Source organism: Curtobacterium sp. 260 (assembly GCF_030803485.1).
Lineage (GTDB): Bacteria > Actinomycetota > Actinomycetes > Actinomycetales > Microbacteriaceae > Curtobacterium.
Genome location: NZ_JAURUY010000005.1, coordinates 156,764 through 177,875 on the forward strand (window position 1 = coordinate 156,764; position 21,112 = coordinate 177,875).

General features: G+C 73.7%; 14 protein-coding genes. 1 reads left to right on the plus strand and 13 read right to left on the minus strand.

The genetic code is table 11. From position 1 onward, the window contains the following. The first annotated feature begins 43 nt into the window (after nucleotides 1-43). Nucleotides 44-1,036, plus strand: a complete 993-nt coding sequence (locus J2X59_RS08515) for an asparaginase (protein WP_326496356.1) — start codon at nucleotides 44-46, stop codon at nucleotides 1,034-1,036. 25 nt (nucleotides 1,037-1,061) lie between these two features. Here the strand turns inward: J2X59_RS08515 and J2X59_RS08520 are convergent, their stop codons facing one another. From J2X59_RS08520 to atpD, 13 genes are all read right to left on the minus strand, one after another. Then, nucleotides 1,062-1,910: a hypothetical protein gene (locus J2X59_RS08520; protein ID WP_326496357.1), complete on the minus strand. Its 849-nt coding sequence runs from the start codon at nucleotides 1,908-1,910 to the stop codon at nucleotides 1,062-1,064. A gap of 109 nt (nucleotides 1,911-2,019) precedes the next feature. Beyond that, nucleotides 2,020-3,918, minus strand: a complete 1,899-nt coding sequence (locus tag J2X59_RS08525) for a zinc-ribbon domain-containing protein (RefSeq protein ID WP_326496358.1) — start codon at nucleotides 3,916-3,918, stop codon at nucleotides 2,020-2,022. Beyond that, the gene (locus tag J2X59_RS08530) at nucleotides 3,915-6,431 is read right to left on the minus strand and encodes a transglutaminaseTgpA domain-containing protein (protein ID WP_326496359.1); all 2,517 of its coding nucleotides are present in this window, start codon (nucleotides 6,429-6,431) and stop codon (nucleotides 3,915-3,917) included. The genes J2X59_RS08525 and J2X59_RS08530 overlap by 4 nt, the downstream gene beginning before the upstream one ends. Next, the gene (locus tag J2X59_RS08535) at nucleotides 6,428-7,840 is read right to left on the minus strand and encodes a DUF58 domain-containing protein (protein ID WP_326496360.1); all 1,413 of its coding nucleotides are present in this window, start codon (nucleotides 7,838-7,840) and stop codon (nucleotides 6,428-6,430) included. The genes J2X59_RS08530 and J2X59_RS08535 overlap by 4 nt, the downstream gene beginning before the upstream one ends. Then, nucleotides 7,837-8,808, minus strand: coding sequence for an AAA family ATPase (locus tag J2X59_RS08540; protein ID WP_326496361.1), 972 nt, complete (start codon nucleotides 8,806-8,808; stop codon nucleotides 7,837-7,839). The genes J2X59_RS08535 and J2X59_RS08540 overlap by 4 nt, the downstream gene beginning before the upstream one ends. A gap of 48 nt (nucleotides 8,809-8,856) precedes the next feature. Further along, nucleotides 8,857-14,700 (minus strand): Ig-like domain-containing protein, encoded by a 5,844-nt coding sequence (locus J2X59_RS08545; RefSeq protein WP_326496362.1) that lies wholly within the window; start codon nucleotides 14,698-14,700, stop codon nucleotides 8,857-8,859. Continuing rightward, nucleotides 14,697-16,106: a serine/threonine-protein kinase gene (locus J2X59_RS08550; protein WP_326496363.1), complete on the minus strand. Its 1,410-nt coding sequence runs from the start codon at nucleotides 16,104-16,106 to the stop codon at nucleotides 14,697-14,699. Before J2X59_RS08550 ends, J2X59_RS08545 begins: the two co-directional genes overlap by 4 nt. Nucleotides 16,107-16,258: 152 nt before the next feature. Further along, a complete protein-coding gene (locus tag J2X59_RS08555; protein ID WP_209682393.1) occupies nucleotides 16,259-17,080 on the minus strand; it encodes a PP2C family protein-serine/threonine phosphatase in 822 nt (273 codons plus the stop codon). 52 nt (nucleotides 17,081-17,132) lie between these two features. Then, nucleotides 17,133-17,882 carry an FHA domain-containing protein gene (locus tag J2X59_RS08560; RefSeq protein WP_326496364.1) on the minus strand — a complete coding sequence of 250 codons (750 nt, stop codon included), beginning with the start codon at nucleotides 17,880-17,882 and terminating at the stop codon, nucleotides 17,133-17,135. Beyond that, a complete protein-coding gene (locus tag J2X59_RS08565; RefSeq protein ID WP_326496365.1) occupies nucleotides 17,879-18,490 on the minus strand; it encodes a hypothetical protein in 612 nt (203 codons plus the stop codon). The genes J2X59_RS08560 and J2X59_RS08565 overlap by 4 nt, the downstream gene beginning before the upstream one ends. Nucleotides 18,491-18,598: 108 nt before the next feature. Next, the gene (locus tag J2X59_RS08570) at nucleotides 18,599-19,369 is read right to left on the minus strand and encodes a YaaA family protein (RefSeq protein ID WP_326496423.1); all 771 of its coding nucleotides are present in this window, start codon (nucleotides 19,367-19,369) and stop codon (nucleotides 18,599-18,601) included. Beyond that, complete coding sequence (locus J2X59_RS08575; protein ID WP_058729238.1) at nucleotides 19,366-19,629, minus strand: F0F1 ATP synthase subunit epsilon; 264 nt, start codon at nucleotides 19,627-19,629, stop codon at nucleotides 19,366-19,368. The genes J2X59_RS08570 and J2X59_RS08575 overlap by 4 nt, the downstream gene beginning before the upstream one ends. A 1-nt stretch (nucleotide 19,630) precedes the next feature. Beyond that, on the minus strand, nucleotides 19,631-21,085 hold the full coding sequence (atpD, locus tag J2X59_RS08580) for a F0F1 ATP synthase subunit beta (protein ID WP_066654617.1): 1,455 nt from the start codon (nucleotides 21,083-21,085) through the stop codon (nucleotides 19,631-19,633). Nucleotides 21,086-21,112 lie beyond the last annotated feature (27 nt).

Sequence of the window (21,112 nt, forward strand, 5' to 3'; positions counted from 1 at the left end):
GTGCTGGACGTGGCGCCTGCCGGCCCCTCGCTACGATGACGACATGACGGTGAGCCACGACGTCCGCACAGACCGCCATCCTCTCACCGCCGAGGGCTCCGTCGAGCTCGCGGTGCTGGACCGGAACGGCTTCGACGAGAGCCGGCACGTCGGTGCCGGCGTCGTCGTGTCCGCCGACGGGACCGTGCTCGACGCCGTCGGCGACGTGACGGCGAGCGTGTACCCCCGCTCCACGATGAAGCCCTTCCAGGCCCTGGCCGTCCGTCGCGCCGGCGCGGTCTTCAGCGACGACGAGCTCGTGCTCACGACGGCCAGTCACGCCGGCACCGCTGCGCACCAGGCCCTCGCGCTGCACATGCTCGAGTCCTTCGACCACGTCGAGTCCGACCTGGGCTGCCCGCCCGACCTGGCGTTCGACCGGGCCACTGCCCGCACCATGGACGGCCCGCGGCGTCTGGCGATGAACTGTTCGGGCAAGCACGCCGGGATGCTCGCCGCGTGCCGGGTGAACGGCTGGGACGAGGCGACCTACCTCGACGTTGCGCACCCACTGCAGCAGCGGGTCCGGGAGACCGTGGAGGCGTACACCGGCGAGACCGTCGACGTCGTCGGCACGGACGGCTGCGGCGCGCCCGTGTTCCCGCTCACCCTGCAGGGGCTCGCCCGTGGGTTCGCGGGTGTCGTCGCCCGTTCGGACTCGGACACCGCGGCACTCGTGGACGCGGTGCTCGACCACCCGTGGGCGATCGACGGTGTGGGTCGGGCGAACACGGTGACGATCGAACGACTCCGGGTGCTCGCGAAGTTCGGTGCCGAGGGCGTGATGGTGATGGGGCTCCCCGGTGGAGCGGCGGTCGCGGTCAAGACGCTCGACGGGTCGCAGCGTGCGGGGACGCTCGCGGCGCTCACGCTGCTCGAGCGGAACGGCATGGTGGACGCCGCGGGCGTCGCCGACGTGCTGGCCGCCACCGGCGAGCAGGTGCTCGGTGGCGGCGTGCCGGTCGGTGCCGTGCGCGCGGGGGCCGGGCTGCGCTGACCGCCGGTTGCCCGACACGGCACCGTCACCCTGCGACGAGCGCGTCGACGGAGTCCCCGGCCAGCAGCGGGAGCACGGGCTCGAAGGACGGCGCCACGCCGTCGCCGTCGCCCCACAGCCGGCACCCGTGCCGCGTGACCTCGATGACGCGGTCCCGCCGACGCGGGAGCAGGTGGACGCCGGGGACGAGCACCACGGTCGCCTGCACCCTGCCGAGAGCGTCGTGGCGCACGGCGACGGCGGTCCCCGTCGGTGTCGGACGCACGCCGGGCGGCGCTCCGGACTGCGGGCCCGCATCGGAGACGATCCGCACGTCCGCGTCCGCGCTCCCCGCCGCACCGGCTGTCCTGTCGAGAGCGGACGCGGCGAGCTGGACGCCGAGCGCATCGAACACCGCCCGCGCGAACGCACCGGTGCCGAGGACGACGACGTGGGACGGCGACCCCGGGTCGGCGCGGATCCGCTCGGCTCGGCCGTCGGGTCCTCGGCCGAGCACCAGCCCCTCGACGACGCCACCGCCGCGGACGCCGACGCCGAGGCCGGATGCGTGCGGGACCGGGGTCCACGACGACGCCCCGACGGCGCCGCTCAGCGCGTCGTCTCCGCACACTGCTGGTCCGGCGACTGCTGATCCGGCGACTGCTGATCCGGAGACTGCTGATCCGGAGACGGCATCCGTCGGCATGGTGACGACGACCGCGGGCGGAGGATCGGCACCGGTGCCCCGGACCGTCAGGGCGTCGAGCACCGCGCAACTCGCTGCGGCGACGAGCAGCACCGTCCTGGCGACCACCGGGAGGTCGGCGACGACCCCGACGAGCAGCAGCACCACGGCCGGACCGACCAGGCAGCAGCGGGCGACGAGCGGGGACACGGACCGAGACTGACAGCCCCGCGCGCCCAGGATCGGTCGCACGGGGCTGCTGGTGGAGACCGGGTCGCGGTCGCTGCCCTGTGGAGGAACGGCCGGCTAGCGGTCAGGGCTACTGCACGAGGAAGAACTGCTCCCCGATGTCGACCCGTGCACCGCGCTCCACGCGGTAGCGACGCCCGGCTTCACAGCGGCGGATGCTCCCGTCGATGTGCCGGATCACCGTGCCGTTGCCCGAGTGCCGGTCGGACACCCAGAGGTCGTCGCCGTCACGCCCGAGTTCGAGGTGCGTCTTGGACACCGACTTGCCGGGGTCGTGCACCGTGAGCAGGTCGTCGAACCGCTCGCCCGGCTGCGGTCGGGGCAGCCGGCCCAGCAGGCCCGTACCGTGCACCGCCGTGCGCTCCCCGGTGCTGAAGTGCAGCACGAACGGCGCGTCCGAGGTGGTCTTGACGACGATCCGCGTCTCCTCGACGTCCTCGTCGGGGTCGAGGTCGCCGCTCGACGGCACCGTCGTGGACCCGACGGGCGGGAGGACCGGGCCGGTCGCCCCCGGGATCGGGGGCAGCGGCGCGGCGCGCGGGACCGGCGGCAGGTCGGGACCGCCGGCGCCCTGCGCCGAGGACGGCAGGGTCGGCGAAGCGGGAGCAGGCGGGACCGGTCCTCCGTCGTGTGCGCTCCGGTGCCCGCCGGGCGCGGCCCCCTCGTCGTCGGCGAGGTGGCGGCCCGGCCCCGCAGCGGGCTCGTCCGACCGGTCCTCGTGCGCCTGGTCCGCGTCGGGCCGCTCGGCGTCGGGACGTCCAGCATCGGGCTGTCCGGCGTCGGGCTGTCGGGCGTCGGACTGTCCGGCATCGTGCTGTCCGGCGTCGGACGCCGCACCGTCGCGGTGCTCGGTGCCGGACCCGGCGTCCTCGGGGACATCCGCTTGCGACGCGTGGTCCGTGGAGCCCCGCTCGGCGCCGCCGTCGGCGGAACCGGGGTCCGAAGGCTCGTCGTCCACACGGATCTCGTCGTCGGCCGCCCAGTCCGGCCGCGCCAGGGGCAGCGGCACGACGGGCCCGGTGAAGGCAGCGGTCACGGTCGGACGGACGGCGCCGCACTCCGCGCAGAAGATGTCATCGGGTTCGAGGGCGTGGCCGCACACCGGGCAGGTGGCCGGACCGTTCCCCGGAGCGATCAGGGGCGTCGGTGCCGGACGACGGTCGACCAGTGGCTCCACGACGGCGGTGTCGCCGGCACGGGGACGTTCGTCGGCGGACGGCTCATCGACCTGGTCCTCGACCGGCGGCTCGGCTGCCGCGCCTCCGCGGCCCACCCACCACGACGGTCGCGACGGAGCTGCCGTCGGCTGCTGTGCGACGGGCGGCGCCCACACCGGGGCCGTCGGCGGCGCCTCGGGCCCAGCGGACGGTGCCTCGGGCACGGGGGACGGCGTCCCGGAGCCGGACAGGTCCCCCGGGGCCGGCGCGAGACGGGTTCGTTCGGTGTCGGCCTCGTCGTCGGCGGAGGACCCCGTCGGGGACGACGGGTACGCGTCGGGATCGAGGGGCGGCTCCGGCTCCGGCTCCGACGCCCCAGACCGCTCGTCCGTGCGGTGCTGCTCGTGCGTCCACCGGTCGTCCCCGACGCGATCCGACCGACCCGGGTCGACGCCTTCGGGGCGCAGCCACGACGGATCGTCAGCCGGAGCTGCGGGAACGGCCGGGACCACAGGAGCGGACGGTGCGGTGGGGCGAGCGTCCTCGGTCGCGCCGGAGCGCTGCCGGTCCTCGCCGATGAGCCACGCACGGGTCGCGGGGTCGAGCGTCGCCTCGGGCAGCCAGGCCTCGGCGGCGGGATCGCGACGGCGGCCGTGCTGGTCGGGTTGCCGGAGCGGTGGCGGCGGGGTGTCGTCCACGGGCGCAGCCGGCGCGGGCCGACGGTTCGCCGAGACGTTCACCGACCGCCCGCACTCACCGCAGAAGATCGCCCCGTCGGGCAGCATCGAGCCGCAGTGTTCGCATCTGATCACGGTTCGCCTCTGTCCTCACTCGGCCGTCCACGACGCTCGCCGGCCTCCGGCCCATCGTAGTCACCGGCCCCGGGACGCCCCTGGTCGTCGCGATCGGTGCCGGACGGACGCACCGCACCGCTCGGCCTCCGCCGCGTCGCCGGACGGCGTCGACCCCACCACCCGGCGGAGCGGAGGGACCGCAGCGACACGGCCGCCCGCCAGCGCTGGCGCCGCGTGCGGTCATCGGCCAGGCTCGCGATGGCCTCGTCCGTCGCTGACCACATCCGGTCCGCGGTCGCCGCGTCGACCGCCCCGGGTCCGAACACACTGCGGTCCGCCAGCGCGGCGAGTCCGGTCCCGCCGCGGCCGGGCGCGCCGGCGACCACCTCGCGCCGCGTCGCTGCGCCCGGCACCTCGTGCCCGCGATCGACCAGCGCGTCCCGGTACTCCTCCCACGCGCCGGTGACCCGGGCACGCGGTGTCGGGGCGCGGCGTCGTCGACGTCGGCGCAGCCGTTTGCGCAGCAGCACCACCGCGAAGGGCAGGAGGACGAGCGCGAGGAACCCGAGGGTCGCGAGCACCCACGGCAGGGCTGCGAGCAGCACCTGCAGCCACAGCGGCGGGACGGGCGGTGTCTCGCGGTCGCTCTGCGGCGGGGCCTGCTGGTCCTGGTCCTGCTGCTCGACGGGCGGGGGTGGGACGACGGTCTCCGGGCGCGTGACGGGTTGCGGCGTCTGGTCCTGCTCGTCCGGGATCTCGCGGAGGACGGGGTTCGGGTCGAGGGTGACCCACCCCCACTGCGCGGTGTCCACCTCGACCCGCGCGGTCACGTCCGACCCGCGCAGGGTCGTGGCCCCGCCCGACGGACCGGCTGCAGCCGAGCCCGGATCCGACGAGGACCTCCGGACGTCGCCGCCCGGGGTGAACCCCATCACCACCCGCGACGGGAACCCGATCTGCCGGGCCATCAGCGCGGCGGCGACCGCGTACTGCTCCTGGTCCCCGATCATGACCGGCGCGGTGAGGAGCTCCTGGATCCGGTCAGCGCCGTGCCCGGACCGGCTGGCCCGGTCGTCGCCGACGCCGTGGCTGACGTACCCGGTGCTGGTGAGCCACCGGACTGCCGCGACGAGCTCCTCGCCGGGCGTCCGTGCGTCCGCGGTCGTCGACTCGACCCGCTCCCGCACCGCGTCCGGCACCCCGGTCGGCGACGGCACGTCGGCGGTCCCGGGACGCGCCGACGCGAGCTGCTCGTCGTCCGGCTGGTCGGGCAGCACGGCCTCGAGGTCGTAGCGCGTGTCCGTCCCCACCCCGCCGACCACCGCACCGGTCGACGTCGCGCGGTCGTAGAAGAAGGACCGGCGATCCTGCTCGGCGTCGGCCCCGCGGAACGTCACCGACTCCAGGTCGCCGACGGTGGGCAACCACACGCCACGGTAGGCGGCGACGTCCACCCCGACGCGCACGTCGCTGCCGCGCACGTTGCTCACGTCCACGGTCGTGGGGACCCGTTCGAAGGTGCCGGAGGCCGAGGACCCGTCGTCGCCACCCACACGGAAGACGACACCGTCGTACGTGTCGAGGGTCGCGATGCGCACGAACCCGCCCTGCGGCAGCCCGGTGACGCGCAGCTGCGGTGCGTCGGCAGCACCTGGTTCCTCGTACGACCGGAACGCGCTGAGCGGGCTCACCTCGTCCCGCGGGTCGAACGGTCGCACGACGTCGGTGCGCGCGACGCTCCGGCCGACCGTCGGCGGGGCGACCGACCCGAGACCGGTCGCGACGACCGCAGCGGCCAGGACCGTCCCGGTGCCGACGAGCGCCGGACGCGCGACGGACCGCCACACCGGCACACGGGCGCCGACGGTCGTCGCCACGGCGACGGCCCGGCGCGCGTGCCGGACCGTGAGCGCCCACACGAGCGCGATCCCGCCGAGGCCGACGGCGGTCGCGACCGACAGGTCCAGACGGCTCGGACCGACCACGACGCCCGCCGCGAAGAGGACGAGCGCCGGGATGCTCGCGGTCTCCGGCCGGGAGGCACGGACCGCCACGGTCACGGCCGTCACCGTGGCGACGAGGGTCGTCACGAAGTACGGGACGAGCAGCGACTCGTAGGACCCGACCGGCAGGCTGACGGTGACCAGCCGCTTCCAGTCGAGCGCGACGCCGGCGAAGAGGTCGACGAGTCCGGGTCCGGTCGGCAGCAGCCCCGCCGACTCCCCCGGGACCGCGGCGGGCACCCCGGTCACGGTGAAGACGGCCACGGTGAGGACACCGACGACCGCCGCCGGCAGCCGACCCAGTGCACCGGTCAGCGCGACCGCGGTGCCCGCGACCACAGCGGTGACGCCGGCGGTCACCATCGACCCGTCCCGGTGGACCGGCCACCAGGCGGTGCTCGCCACGGCGAGCAGGAGCCAGACGACCAGGGTGCCGCCGACCGAGCGGACCGGGGCGCGCCGGCGAGCCGCTCGGCGCGTGGCGCGGCGGCCCCTGGTCGGGCCTTCGAGCGGGGGTGCGGCACTCACGCGGCGGCCGCCGTCCGGTGCAACGCCTGGCGGAGGTCCTCGAGGTAGCCGATGGTCAGGACGGTGAGCCCTGCCACCCGGAGCACCCGGGGCTGGGCCTCCGGTTCGCAGGTGACGGCGACGACCTCGACCCCGACGGGGAGGCGCGTGGCGGCGAGCCGGAGCGCGGGGAGCCCGACCGTCGACCCGACGACCAGGAACGCGACGGAGATGCCGGCCGTGTCGTTCCCGACGATCCGGGCGACCTCCGCGACGGGCAGGCACGCGTCGGACAGCCCGACGGTCGCGAACTCGTCGAGCAGACGGGTCGGTGTGACGGTGGCGAGCCGGTGCACCGCGTAGGACGGCCGCTTCGCGTACTCCGACGTGCGCTCGGACACCACGACCGAGACGTCCCGTCCGTCGCGGACCGCACGAGCCCCGAGTGACGCGGCAGCGCTCACCGCCAACTCGAACTCGTCGTCGTCCGCGAACTCGGCCCGACGGCTCGCGAGGGCGACGACCAGGTGCGAGCGTCGGGTGTCCTCGAACTGCCGGACCATGAGCGCGCCGGACTTCGCGGTCGACTTCCAGTGGACGGTGCGCGGGTCGTCGCCCGGGACGTACTCGCGGACGGCGTGGAAGGCGATGTCCGCCGGGGAGAGGTCGGTCGTGGCCTGCCCCTCGAGGTCGCGGACGAGTCCCGTGCTCGTCGACGGGATCGCGATCGTCCGCGGGTGCACGATGACCTGTTCGCGGGCGGTCCACACGACCTCGCGCCGCACCAGCCCCACCGGGTCGGCCCGGACGCCGGTGACCGGTCCGACGTCGAGCACCCCGCGTCGGACCGTCGGAACGGGTACCTGTTCCGCGAACACGCCACCCGGGGCGACGGTCGGCACGGCGACGTCCACGAGTCCGTCCCCGACCGGCAGCTCCACCGTGGTCGGGACCGACGGCAACCGGGCCGGGTTCTCCGCGGTGACCACGACGCCGGCGTCGTCGCCGACCGCCACACGGTGCTGCGGCAGGCGCATCCGGACCACGAGCCGGGTCCGCCCGACGAGGGCGACGGCGGCCACGACGGCGAGCAGCGCCCCGGCGAAGCCCACCACGACGACCTCGCGCAGACCGAAGCGGTACCCCACGGCGAAGGCGACGACCGTGACGACGGCGACCGTCCAGCCCAGGCCGGTGACCACCGCGGCGACCTCGCCCCACAGACGCCGCACGGTCCTCCAGGCCGTCGCCCATGCCTTCGCGACCCCGACGACGGCGTCGGCGGCCACGCCCTCGCGATCACCGACGAGTCGGGTGCGCACGTTCGTGAGCCCGGCGACCGTCGTCGTCCGCTCGGCGGCGACGGAGCCGCGACGGGACCTCGTGCTGCCGCGTCGCGTCCTGGTGCTGCCGGGACGGCGGTCGGTCACGACGCCGCTCGGTCGGCGGGCGGCGGGGTCTCGACGAGGAGCTGCGCCACGACGCTGGTGGCGCTGACCCCGTCGAACTCCGCCTCGGCGTCGAGCACCAGGCGGTGTGCCAGCACCGGGACGGCCAGGGCCTTCACGTCGTCCGGCGTGACGTAGTGGCGGCCCTGCACGGCGGCGTACACGCGTGCGGCACGGATCAGCCCCATGGCACCGCGAACGCTGACGCCGAGTCGGACCTCGCTCGCGGCGCGGGTCGCGTCGACCAGGCGTGCCACGTAGTCGGCGATCGTCGGGTCGACGTGGACCGTACGGGCGAGTGCGGCCATCTCGGTCACGGTCGCTGCGGGGACGACGCTCGGCAGCGGCACCGAGGCGGACGGCGCCGACGACGTCTCGAGGATCCGCACGGTGGCGGCGTGGTCCGGGTAACCGATCGAAGTGCGCACGAGGAACCGGTCCAGCTGGGCCTCGGGCAGGCGGTACGTGCCGGCCTGCTCGATCGGGTTCTGCGTGGCGATGACCATGAACGGGGCAGCCAGGCGGTGGTTCGCACCGTCGACGGTCACGGTCGACTCCTCCATCGCCTCGAGCAGCGCGGACTGCGTCTTCGGGCTGGCCCGGTTGATCTCGTCGGCGAGGACGACGTTGGCGAACACCGGCCCGCGGTGGAAGTCGAACTCCTGCGTGCGCTGGTCGTAGACGCTGATGCCGGTGATGTCGCCGGGCAGCAGGTCCGGGGTGAACTGGATCCGGTTGGTCGACCCCTGCACGCTCTGCGCCATCGCACGGGCGAGACTCGTCTTGCCGGTACCGGGGACGTCCTCGAGGAGCAGGTGTCCCTCGCTGAGCATGGTCGTCACGGCGAGGCGGATGACGAACGTCTTCCCGAGGAGCACCTGCTCGACGTTGGTCACGATCCGGCCGGCGACGTCGGCGAACCAGGCGGCCTGCTCGGGGGTCATGCTCATGCGGTGGGGTCCTCGTTCTGGTGGTGGGATCGCTGCCGGGTCGTGACCCTAGCCTGCGGAGGAGGTACTCGGGTCGGTGCCGGACGGCGGGTCGGACGTGCCGGCGTCCGGGGTGGTGACGGCGCCGCGAACACCGGTCGGGTCCTGCTGCCCGTTCACGGTCGCCTGCACCACGATCGCGCTGGAGCCCGCGGGGACGGCATCGCCCGTGGTCCACGCCTTGCCGGACTCCGGGTTCGTGTCGGAGCAGCTCTCGCTCCCGAGCAGCCCGGGTCGGCAGTACGAGATCCGGTAGCTGTCCGGTGCGATGCGCCCGTTGTTGTCCGGCGGGTTGATGACCGGCGCCTGCCCGACGACTGCGCTGACGACGGTCGCACGCGTGGTGAACGCGGTGGCGGTCGCCGGGGCGCTCGACGCGCAGTACTGTCCGTCGGTCGCGCACGCGGTGAACACCACGCTCGTCTCGAGCCCGTAGCCTGCCCCCGCCCCGAGCGACGCCGAGCCGCTGAAGCGCACGCGGGGACCGCCGCCCACCGAGTAGTAGAGGTAGGGCGTGGACGCCTGCGCGGTGGCGCGGAGACCGACCGTCCCGTCGGCGCCGGGCCCACCCGCCGGTTCGACCGTGCCCGTCGGGGCGTCGGGCGTCTGGTAGCCCTGCACGCTGGCCGGCTGGGACGCCGTGCAGAAGAGCCCGTTGTCGGCGAGGGCGACGTAGCGGTACTGAGTCGTGATGCGGTCGTTCGCGGACGAGCCGTTCCAGACCTTCTCGGCGCCGGCGGTCGAGCACCCGGACGGGATCGGGGTGGACGCCGCGTACTTCGCGATGCGCCAACCGGGGGTCCCGCCGGCCCAGTCGACCTCGGACGCGCTGAGGGCGACCGCGGTCGTCGATCCGTCCGGCTGTCCGGTGGCCGACAGCTCCGGCGTGCCGGGGGCACCGACGGCCGAGCCGGTGGCCGACGCGTCGTTCCACTGCACCGGGCTGCCGTCGCGGTCGGCGGCGTTCCGGGCGGAGACCCGCACCGTGTACTCGGCGCCGCTCTGCGCGCCCGGGAAGGACGTGCTCGTCGCGGTCCCGACGTTCTTCGTCGCCGACAGTCCCGGACCCTGGACGGACACGACGTAGTTCGAGACGGACGATCCGCCGTTCGGCGTCGCGACAGGGTCCCACGCGACGTCGAGCTGGTCCGGCGTCGCGCTGCTCGGCGTGACGCGCACGCCCTTCGGCGCTGCCGGGACGAAGTCGGCGCTCATCGGCGCGGACTGCGGCGAGGGTTCCGAGTCGCCGACGGCGTTCCGAGCGACGACGGAGAAGCGGTACGACGCGGACGGGTCGATGCCCGTCAGGGTGCAGACCGTCGCGGTGCCGCAGTCCTTCGCGACGCCGTTCGTCCCCTGGACCCGGTAGCCGGTGATCGGTGCGTTGTTCGCCTGCGGGGTGGCCCACGTCAGCGTCAGCTGGCCACCCTGGAACGTGCCGGTCCGGGTGGGCGCGCCCGGCGCGTCGGGAGCGTCCTGGACGGCGATGGTCACGTCGCCCCAGACGTACCGGGACGGGTCGTCCGTCGCGTCGGCGACCTGGTACTGCAGGTGCGCGTCGACGGGTCGGGCACGGTCGCCGACGGTGACCTGGAGCCGGGACCGGTCGGCGCTGGGCGTCACGCTCACGCCGGCCGGGAGACCGCCCGAGAGTCCGCGGATGGCGACGACCCGCAGCCGCTGGTCGGGGAACGGGTTCGTCGCCTGGTCGTTCGACAGGACGTCGATGGTCGCGGTCGTGCCGCGCTCGACGACCGCCCGGTCCGCCCCGGGCTGCACGAGCGGCCTGGTCGAACCGACGATGCCGACCTGCACGATCCCGGCACGACCGGCGTTCGCGTCGTCCGACACCCCGATGCCGATCGAGGCCGTCGTGTCCTTCCGGGCGTCCTCAGCCACCGAGATCCGGAGCTGCTGGCCCTGCACGGTCGCGGTGGTGCCGGCGCCCGGGCGGCTGACCACCGAGTACCGGAGCTCCCGGAGGTCGTCCGGGTACGGGTAGTCCGTCAGCTTCGTCAGGTCGAGGGTGCGGGAGTCACCGGGCTGCAGGTCGATCGACGACCCGGTGAACGCCGGCGGCTGGTTCGACCGGGGTGTCACCTTGATCGGGAGCACGAGCGTCGCGACGCGGCCCTTGCCGCCGTTCGCGCTCGACCCGTCGGTGACCTCGAACGAGATCGACGCGTTGCCGTAGTACAGCTTCGAGGACGTGAACTGCAGCGTGGACCGGTCGACGACGAGGTCCTGCCCGTTCGCGTGCGTCGCCTTGACGGTCCCGCGATCGGTGATCTGCGCGGTCCGTCCGTTGGCCGTGACCACGTAGCGGTCGAGCGGGATGCGCACGGTGGCCTCGCTCTTCACGGTCACCGCGCCCACGCTGCGGTCCACCTGCGGCAGGGCGTCGTCGAACCCGGGCACGTGGACGAACCCGTAGGCGACGACGTCGGGGTGGTCGCTCCGGGTGACGGAGAACGGCACGACCTGTGACGCGTCCGTCAACCGGATCTCGATCCGACGGTCGCTCGTGACCCGGGCGGTGTCGCCGTACCCGTCGACCACCCCGACCTCGAGGCGGGAGGTCGACCCCTCGGCGAAGAAGACGTTCTGCAGGACGTCGACGGTGACGCTCTCGCGACGCAGGATGTCCTGCAGGTCGAGCGTGGTGTCCTCGACCTCGGGACGGAGCGGCGGGGCGTCGCGGTCGACCGTCACCGTCAGGAACGCGGTGCTGGAACCGCCGCTCTCGTTCGTGACGGTGTAGAGCACCGCGAAGTCGCCCTCGGTCGCCGAACGCGGTGGCGTGACCCGGACCTGGCTGCGGTGGAGCACCTCGGCGGTGACCCCCGGGGCGGTCGGCTCGGCCGCGGTGACGGACAGCTGCCCGCCCTCCGGGTCGGAGTCGTTCTGCAGCACGCGCACGGTCACGGACCCACCGGGGCGGATGGTGACGTGGTCGGCCTGGGCGACGGGGTTCGATGCCTGCTCAGCACGGGGGCTGATGCCGACCCGGACCGTGCCGGTCGCGCGGGCACCCAGCGCGTCGACCACCGTGTAGGTGAACTCGTCGGTCCCGGCGGAGTAGTCCCCGGCGTCGTAGGTCAGCGCATCGGCGGTGACGTCGCTGACCGAGCCCTTCTCGGGGTTGTCGCCGACCCCCACGAGCTGCACCGAGTCGCCGTCCGGATCGGTGCCGTTCAACGGCACGGTGATGCGCACCGCCTGCCCCGCGACCGCGCGCGCCGTCACGGTCTTCGGCACCGGCGGGTTGTTCGTCGCGGCGTCACGCTCGCGCACCGAGACCGAGACGGACGCGTCCGCGTACTGCCCGTCCGGACCGTGGACGCGGTAGACCGCGGTGTGGTTGCCGGGTGTGTCCGGGGCGAGGTACCGGAGCCGGTCGCCGGACACGAAGAGCAGCCCGCCGTCACCGGGCACGTTCTGCACGAGCTGCGGGTCGAGCGTCAGCGGCTCGCCCTCCGGCTGGGTGTCGTTCGCCAGCACGTCGATCTCGGCGACGTCGCCGACCCGCACCGTGGCGGAGTCGGACTGCGCGACCGGCGGCTGGATGCGGTCCGGTCGCGGGATCTCGACGACGGTGATCGTCCCGGTGGCGCTGGCCAGACCGTTCGACTCCGTGTACGCGAAGGTCACCGGTGCGTCGAGCGGCGCGGTCAGGGTGACCCGTACGACGTGCTGGTCGAGGATGCTCGCCTCGACCCCGCTGCCGCGGCCGGGGCCGTCGAGCGCCGTGACCATGAGCACACCGCCGGCCGGGTCGGTGTCCGTCGCGGTGACGTTGGTGTCCTTCGTCGAGAGGGTGGTCACGAACACCGTCTTCGGCGTGGTGATCGGTGGCGTCGAGGCGTCGGGCGGAGCGAGCACGGAGACGCGCACGACGCCGCTCGCGGTCTTCGTGCCGTCGGTGACGGTGTACTCGAGCTGGTGGTCCCCCGCTCCGGCCCCCTGCACGCGGAACGTGCCCGCGTCGTAGGACGGGGTGACCGTCAGGCCGCTCGACGAGGAGACGCTGGTGAGCGTGACGGCGCCGTTGCCCCCGCGGACGTGCTCGAGCGGCGTCACCGTGAACGCCTTGCCCGCGTAGCCCTGCACGGCGAACGCGTCGGCGCGCAGCGGCACGCTCCCCTGGGCCGCGACACGCACGGTCATCGATCCGCGGCCGGGGTCGCGGCCGTCGCTCACGACGAGCTGGACGCTGCGGTCACCGGTGCGACCGCTCGCGTTGCGGAAGTCGAGCAGCCCGTCCGGTGTCGTGGAGACGCGGTCGCCGTCCGCCGAGGCGGACTCCAGGTAGACCGGGTCGCCGTCGGGATCGACCCAGTCCGACAGCACGTCGGTGACGACGTGCCCGTTCTGCACGACGTCCGCCGAGGTGCTGCGGACCTGCCGCGGTGGCTCGTTCTCGGACTCGGGGCGGACGGTCACCCGGACGGTCGCACTGGCCGACCCACCGTTGCCGTCGGTGATCGTGTACGGGAACGAGAGCGTGCCGCTGGCCTCCGCCGTGAGCGAGACCTGGAGCCGCTGGCCGTCACCGACGACGGCGACGCTGCCCTGGCCGTCGGGGACGTCGCCGACCTCGCTGATGACGAGTGGGTCGCCGTTGGGGTCGTAGTCGTTGAGGAGCACCGGCAGGCTGGTCGTGCGACCCGGTCGTGCGCCGAGGTCGTCGTCCACCGCCACGGGCGGCTTCTGCTCCTTGTCCACCTGCGGGTCGTCGTCCGACACCCGTTCCTGCTGCCGCTCGTCGTCCTGGTCGACCAGGTCCGCCCAGTTGTCGATGAGCTGTCCACTGCGGCCGATGGCCCACGACCGCCCACTGCGCGGGTCGTTCGCCACGACGGTGTCGCCGTTGTGCACGATCTGCAGGTCGTCGGCGTCGGCGGTCTGCGCGAGCCGCTGGAGGCCGGTGCCCCGACACGAGTCCATCGCCTGTCCGCCCGCCCACGCGGCGTAGGTGCAGGAGCCGACGACGGTCGGTCGTGCCGCTCGACCCGACACCCGGAGCGCGGTCCGGTCCACCTGACCGGAGGCGGAGACGCGCACCAGCCCGGCCGTCCCGGCGACGAGGACCGTGGACGAGGAGTCCGAGGACCGCTGCAGCGCGGGCGATCCACCGACGCGGTCGCCGAGGTCGACGCTGTCCCCGTCGACCGAGAGCTGCCCCGAGGTGCGGTCGAGCACGGCGACGTGGTCCCCGAACGACGCCACCTGGAACTCGTGGCTGCGGTCGAACCGGACCTCCCACCGCCGCTCGACGGTCAGCTCGGTGCCGACGTCGACGAGGGAGGCGCGGCCGGTGCGCGGCGAGTACACCGCGACCCGCTCGTCGGAGGCGTCGAGGACGGCGTCGGCGCCGAGGCTCAGGTCGGCCTTCGTGGACGCATCGAAGTCGGACAGCTCGGCCGCCGGGGTCGCCCAGAGCTCGCCCGTGTCGCCGTTCCCGACCACCGCGGTGTCCCCCGCGAAGAAGACCTGCGGCGAGCCCGCCGGCAGCGTCACGGCATCGCCCACGGTGGCGTCGGCGACGTCGACCTTCGCGACGGTGCCCTTCGTGCCGTCCACGCTGTACACCTCGGAGCCGCGCTGCACGACCGAGAGGTCGTCGCTCGGGGTGTCGACGGCGGTGTTGAGCTCGAGCACGCCGGTGTTCGCGCGCCCGACGGCACCGTACTCCGCCGACGGCACCCAGACGGTGCCGTCCCCCAGGTCGACCCGTTGGGTGTGGTACCCCGTGGACACCACCGCGGCGGTCGCGACGACGGCGCCGACGAGGATCGACGCGCAGGCCGTCACCGCCGCGGAACGGTGCTCGGCGAGGAACGCCCGGATCACCCGGCGCTCCCGATCGTGCCGCACTGTTCGGGACTCGCGGCCCCCGTCCTGCCGTCCCGGTTCACCGCGACCGTGATGCACTGCTCGGTACCGGGATCCCCGGACACGACGAAGGTGGTGCCGGTCTGCTGGCTCGTCGCGCCGGCCGACGTGATGACGTAGGTGTCCCCGGCACGGAGCCCGGGATCGTCCCAGCTGAAGGACACCGAGTCGCCTCCCCCGCGTGCGGTCACGTCGCGCACCGTCGGGACGGACCCCGTGCCGGCGCGCGTCACGAGCAGGACGCTCACCACGGCGAGGGCCGCGACCACGACGACACCGGCCGCGCCGGCGACCACGAGGGTCGAGCGCTTCCGGCGACGCGCGATCGTCGCCGACCCGGTGCGGTGCACAGTGCCGACGCTCTGGACGCCGACCGACGTCCCGCCCTGCACCGCCCGCCGTGTCCGTCGGCGGGCCGCCACACGCGAGGGTGCCTGCAGTTCCCGCACGACGGTCCGGTCGCCCTCCGACGACGGGGTGGCCACCGCCCACGACTCGACCGCCACGTCGGCCGGGGTCTGCGGGATCCCGAGCTCCGCCTCGACCTGTTGGAGCCCGCGGACGAACTCCATCACGGTGGCGGGACGAGCAGCCGCACGACGGGCCATCGCCGTCGCGAGCAGACGTTCGAGCGACGGGGGCACGTCGGTCCGGCCGGTCGACCCCACGCCGCCCTTGTCGATCCGGTCCATCAGGTCTGCCGCCGAGTTCCTGCCGCCCGGGACCTCGAACGGAGAGCGCCCCGCGAGCAGCGAGTACACGGTCGCTGCGAGCGAGTAGACCTCGGACTGGACGGTGCCGCGGGACTCGTCCCCCAGCACCTCGGGCGCGGACCACGGGATGGACATGCCCACCGGCTCGTCGGGGTCGGCGCTGCCGATGGTCGCGGCGATGCCGAAGTCGGAGAGGACGGGGCTGCCGTACGCGGTGCGCAGGATGTTCGAGGGCTTCACGTCTCGGTGCAGCACGCCCTCGCGGTGGGCCGTCTCGAGCGCGGAGCCGACGCGGACACCGACGGCCAGGACCTCGGACACAGGGAGCGGCTCGCGTCGGTAGCGCTGGCTGAGCGACGACGAGCACAGCTCCATGACGAGGTAGGGACGGCCGTCGGCCGCGATGCTCGCCTGGAACACCGTGAGGATCGCGGGGTGCGTGCTGAGCCGCGCCATGAGGTTCGCCTCGGCCTGGAACATCTGCCGCACGCGCTCGTCCACGACCTCGTCGAGGAGCACCTTCACCGCCACCTGCCGGCGTGGCATGTCCTGCTCGTAGAGGAAGACGTCGGCGAAGCCCCCGGAGCCCAGGACGTGGACGGGCGTGAACCCGGCGATCACCGGCGGGTCGGACGGCAGGCGTCGAGCCATCAGCGTCGTTCCCTTCCCCGGCCCGCGGCCGGCCCTTCCGTTCGTCGCGGCCAGGCCATTCTACGAAGGGCGATCCGACAGCCGGCGGCCGCGGGCGTCCCTGTGGAGGACGGCCATCCCCCACTTCGGGGGTGGTCGTACGGGTGCGACGTTCAGTGGCGCGGCAGGGTGTCCTCGACGTCGGAGTCCTCCGGTGCGGCGTCGACCTGCACGACCACCACGGTGACGTTGTCACGACCGCCGGCGACCACCGCGTCCCCGACCAGACGTTCCGCCAGTGCCTGTGCCGCGGGCACCCGGGCCGCGATCCGGGCGATGCCGACGTCGCCGAGCTCCTTGGTGAGGCCGTCGGAGCAGACGATGTAACGGTCCCCCGCGCGGAGCGGCAGCGTCCACCAGTCGGGCTCCGGGGGCTCGCCGAAGCCGACTGCCCGCGTGATGACGTTGCTGTCGGGGTGCTGCTCGGCGTCCTCGGCCCGGAGCAGCCCGGCGTCGACCATCTCCTGCACGACCGAGTGGTCGATCGTCACCCGACGGAGCGCGCCGGACTCGATCCGGTAGGTGCGGGAGTCGCCGACGTTGAAGACCAGCGCTGCCGGCTGCCCGTGGGACGCGACGAGTGCGACCCCGGTCACGGTCGTGCCGGCGCCGAGGGCGTTGCCACCGGCAGCGCGCTCGATGTCGGCGGTCGCGAGCAGCAGCGCGCGCTGGATGTCCTGACGGCTGGTGAAGGCACCGGTGGTGACCTGGTCGAGACGACGGACGACCGCGTCGCTCGCCCGGTCACCCGCGAGGTGTCCGCCCATGCCGTCGGCGACCACGAAGAAGGGTGCGCCGACGAGGTAGCTGTCCTCGTTGTGGTCGCGACGGCGACCGACGTCGGTCGCCGCTCCCCACGAGAGCGTCAGGGGTGTGCCGGCAGCGCCGGGGACGTCGATGGCGTGCTCGGTGGCAGCTCGGCCGAGTTCGGTCACGGTTTCAGTGTCGCTCTCTGGGAGTGGAGGGGCGTGCCGGACGGTGGGTCCGTCACGGGGCCGGCGGGAACGGTGGGAGGCCGTCGTCCGGTCCGGCCCGGAGGTGCGGCGACAGGACCTCGATGACGTTGCCGTCACCGATCTCGACGAGCGTACCCGTCAGGACGACGATCGACGCACCCGCCGCCATCCGGAACGGCGCGGCGCCGGGAGGGCGGACGACGGTCCCGTTCGTCGACCGCAGGTCCGCGACGACGGCGGCCTCGCCCTCGGCGTGCAGGAGCACGTGCGACGACGACACCTGGCCGCTCGGCGACGGGACGGTCACCAGGACCGGCCCGCCGTCGACGACGACGCGCGGCGCGGCGGGCCGACGCCCCACCACCAGGGGCCGGTCGAGGCGGACCACCCGGCCGCCGACGCGGACCGACGGGGTCCGGCGGACGAGCGGCCGATCCTCGGCACGTGGTGCTGCCGCTCCGGGCGGCGCCACCGGCAGTGGACCACCGGATCGAGCGCGCAGGACCGTGTCCTCGTCGGACGGCCCGGCCCCCGGTCGCGCACCGCGCCCGGGCCGGACGACCGTGTCGCCGTAGGGGTCGCCGTACGGATCGTCGTCGAGGTGACCGTCGGCGGCCGCAGCGGCCGCAGCGGCCGCAGCGGCGGCGCCGAGGGCACCGAGGCCGGCGCTCCCCGTGCGGGACGGGTCACGACCTGCGTCGGTCGGCGACGGTCGGGCACCGGGGCGCGCACGGATGACCGTGTCGTCGTCCTCGCGCACCGGTTCCCGCACCATGGTCATCCCACCGTAGACGATCCGGTCGACCCCGTGGGGGTGCCCCACGCCGGTCCGTGGCCGGACCGGACCGCGCGCAGGACCAACCACCCGAAGGGGTCGTCCGGTCGGGAGTCGAGGGCGTGCCGGGCACGGACCTCCGCACGGGCGGACGACCCGAGCGCCCACGCACACCAGGCGCCCAGCGCCAGCGCACCGGCCGCCCCCACCGCGACGTCGCCGCCCGGGGCTCCGTCCGCACGCCAGGTCCGCCATGCCGAGGCACACCGGTCGCCGGCCAGCCGGAGTCGCGCGCGGTCCGGCTCCGGACCCGACCCGCCGAGCGCGGGCGGCGTCGGATCGTGGAACGGGTCGAACGGCACGACCGTCCGGGGGTCCGGCCGGTCACGCGCAGCCAGGAAGCCGACCAGCGCGAAGCGGGTCGCGAGGGCGCCGCACGCCGTCGCGACCGCGACCGCCTGCGGTCGGGCGAGCGCTTCCGCACCGGTGCCTCCACCGGTCGCCGTCGGCGGCGCCACGAGGGCGACGCAGGCGGCGCGCAGCGTGACCGCGGCGGCGATCTCGCGCGGGTAGCGCACCAGGGTGGGTGGGAGTCCGTGTCTCGTCGAGGTCATGCACGAGATCGTGACGGGAGGACCGCCTCCAGACCGGCGCGCCCCGACCCGTCTGTGGACGGCCGCGGCCGTCCGGGCGGTTGTGCAGGAGCGAGCGCTGCTCCGCCGTCAGACCCGCGCGGGCTCGAGGCTCTCCGCGACCAGGTCCCAGCCGTCGTCGGTCCGCTCCACCACGACGCCGTGCTCGCCGGCCCACCGCAGGAGCGAGGCCGGGTCGCCGACGTCGGCGCCGGTCCGTGCGAGCAGCGCGGTCAGGCGACCCTTCGCCGTCTTGTTCCAGTGGTTGAGCGCCCGACGTCGTCCGCCGCCGTCGACACTGACCACCCGCAGGACGACCGCGTCGTCCACGGGTCCGAGCGACCGGTAGCCCTCGGAGCGCAGGTCGAGCACGAGCCCGCCGGTCCGAGCGCCGAGCACGTCGCTGGACGGTCCCGGCCAGTGCTTCGCGAGCCGGAGCGCACCGAGCCTCGAGTCGTGCGAGAGCCGGTACGCCGGGATGTGGTCGCCCGCACCGATCGGTCCGAACATCGCGGACTGGACCAGCACGTGGTCCGTCCACCAGCGACGTGTGTCGTCGTCCGCACCCGTGGCGTCGAGCGGGTCGTAGAGCACGCCCGTGTAGCGCTCGACCGCCGGCAGAGTCGGCGCGGTGTCGAGCTCGAGGTTGCGGAGGCGCTCGGCCACCGACTTCGGTCCGAGCTTGAGGGCCGTCCGTGCCGTGGACTCCTCGGAACTGACGGAGCGGGCCGCGGTGATCACCGCGGCCCGCTCGTCGGCCAGTTCCGGGAAGGACAGCGCACCCAGGTCGAGGGTGCGTGCCGTGTCCCCGCCCTCCCGCTTCGTCTCGGACGGCGGGAGGAGGACGGTCAGTCCGGTCAGGACGCCAGCGCGGCCTGCCGCGCCACGATCGTGACCGTGTCGTGCTCGACCGAGAGGAAGCCGTCCTCGGCGTCCGCCGTCACCGTCGAGCCGTCGGCCCGGGTGATGCGGACCTGGCCCTGCGCGAGGGTGGCGAGCAGCGGCTCGTGCCCCGCGAGGATGCCGATCTGGCCCTCCGTCGTGCGTGCCACGACCATGGTGGCGTCGCCTGTCCAGACCTCACGGTCCGCCGAGACGACGCTCACGGTGAGTGCCGCCATGTCAGCGGTTCTCCTTCTGGATCTGCGCCCACTTCTCTTCGACGTCGTTGATGCCACCGACGTTGAAGAAGGCCTGCGTCGCCACGTGGTCGAACTCGCCGTCGGCGATCGCGCGGAAGGACTCGATCGTGTCCTTGAGCGGGACCGTCGAACCCTCGACACCCGTGAACTTCTTGGCCATGTACGTGTTCTGCGAGAGGAACTGCTGGATGCGACGAGCGCGCTCCACCGTGATCTTGTCCTCTTCGGAGAGCTCGTCGACACCGAGGATCGCGATGATCTCCTGCAGCTCCTTGTTCTTCTGCAGGATCTGCTTGACGCGCGTCGCCGTCTCGTAGTGGTCGGCACCCAGGTACCGGGGGTCCATGATCCGCGACGTGGAGGTCAGCGGGTCGATGGCCGGGTACAGACCCTGCGACGCGATCTCACGCGAGAGCTCGGTCGTGGCGTCGAGGTGCGCGAACGTCGTCGCCGGAGCCGGGTCGGTGTAGTCGTCGGCCGGCACGTAGATCGCCTGCAGCGAGGTGATCGAGTGTCCACGCGTCGAGGTGATGCGCTCCTGGAGCACACCCATCTCGTCGGCGAGGTTCGGCTGGTAGCCCACCGCGGACGGCATGCGACCGAGCAGCGTCGAGACCTCGGACCCGGCCTGCGTGAAGCGGAAGATGTTGTCGATGAAGAGGAGCACGTCCTGCTTCTGGACGTCGCGGAAGTACTCCGCCATCGTCAGCGCCGACAGGGCCACGCGCAGACGCGTTCCCGGCGGCTCGTCCATCTGGCCGAACACGAGGGCGGTCTTGTCGAAGACACCCGCTTCTTCCATCTCGCCGATGAGGTCGTTGCCCTCACGGGTGCGCTCGCCGACACCGGCGAACACCGACACACCACCGTGGTCCTGCGCGACGCGCTGGATCATCTCCTGGATGAGGACCGTCTTGCCGACGCCCGCACCACCGAAGAGGCCGATCTTGCCACCCTGCACGTACGGCGTGAGGAGGTCGATCGACTTGATGCCGGTCTCGAACATGGTGGTCTTCGACTCGAGCTGGTCGAAGGCCGGCGCCTTGCGGTGGATCGGCCAACGCTCGGTGATCTCGAGCTTCTCGTCGGTGTTGAGCACGTTGCCCAGCACGTCGAAGACCTTGCCCTTGGTGACGTCGCCGACGGGGACCGAGATCGGGGCGCCCGAGTCACGGACCTCCTGACCACGGACCAGGCCGTCGGTCGGCTTCAGCGAGATGGCGCGGATCAGGTCGTCGCCGAGGTGCTGCGCGACCTCGAGGCCGATCTCCTGCGACGAGTCACCGATGGTGATGGTCGTGTACAGGAGGTTGTACATCTCCGGGATCGCGTCGTGCGGGAACTCGATGTCGACGACGGGACCCGTGACACGGGCGATCCGGCCGACACCGGGCGCCGACGACGTCTCGACCGCGGTGGTGGCGGTGTCGGTCATGGCTGGTGCCTTCCTGAGGGGTTCTGT

Bases quoted from the DNA above. Each gene is read 5' to 3' on its own strand.
- J2X59_RS08560 (WP_326496364.1), bottom strand. From the start codon at position 17,882: ATGACCATGGTGCGGGAACCGGTGCGCGAGGACGACGACACGGTCATC.
- J2X59_RS08550 (WP_326496363.1), bottom strand. From the start codon at position 16,106: ATGGCTCGACGCCTGCCGTCCGACCCGCCGGTGATCGCCGGGTTCACG.
- J2X59_RS08565 (WP_326496365.1), bottom strand. From the start codon at position 18,490: ATGACCTCGACGAGACACGGACTCCCACCCACCCTGGTGCGCTACCCG.
- J2X59_RS08515 (WP_326496356.1), top strand. From the start codon at position 44: ATGACGGTGAGCCACGACGTCCGCACAGACCGCCATCCTCTCACCGCC.
- J2X59_RS08540 (WP_326496361.1), bottom strand. From the start codon at position 8,808: ATGAGCATGACCCCCGAGCAGGCCGCCTGGTTCGCCGACGTCGCCGGC.
- J2X59_RS08575 (WP_058729238.1), bottom strand. From the start codon at position 19,629: ATGGCGGCACTCACCGTGAGCGTCGTCTCGGCGGACCGTGAGGTCTGG.
- atpD (WP_066654617.1), bottom strand. From the start codon at position 21,085: ATGACCGACACCGCCACCACCGCGGTCGAGACGTCGTCGGCGCCCGGT.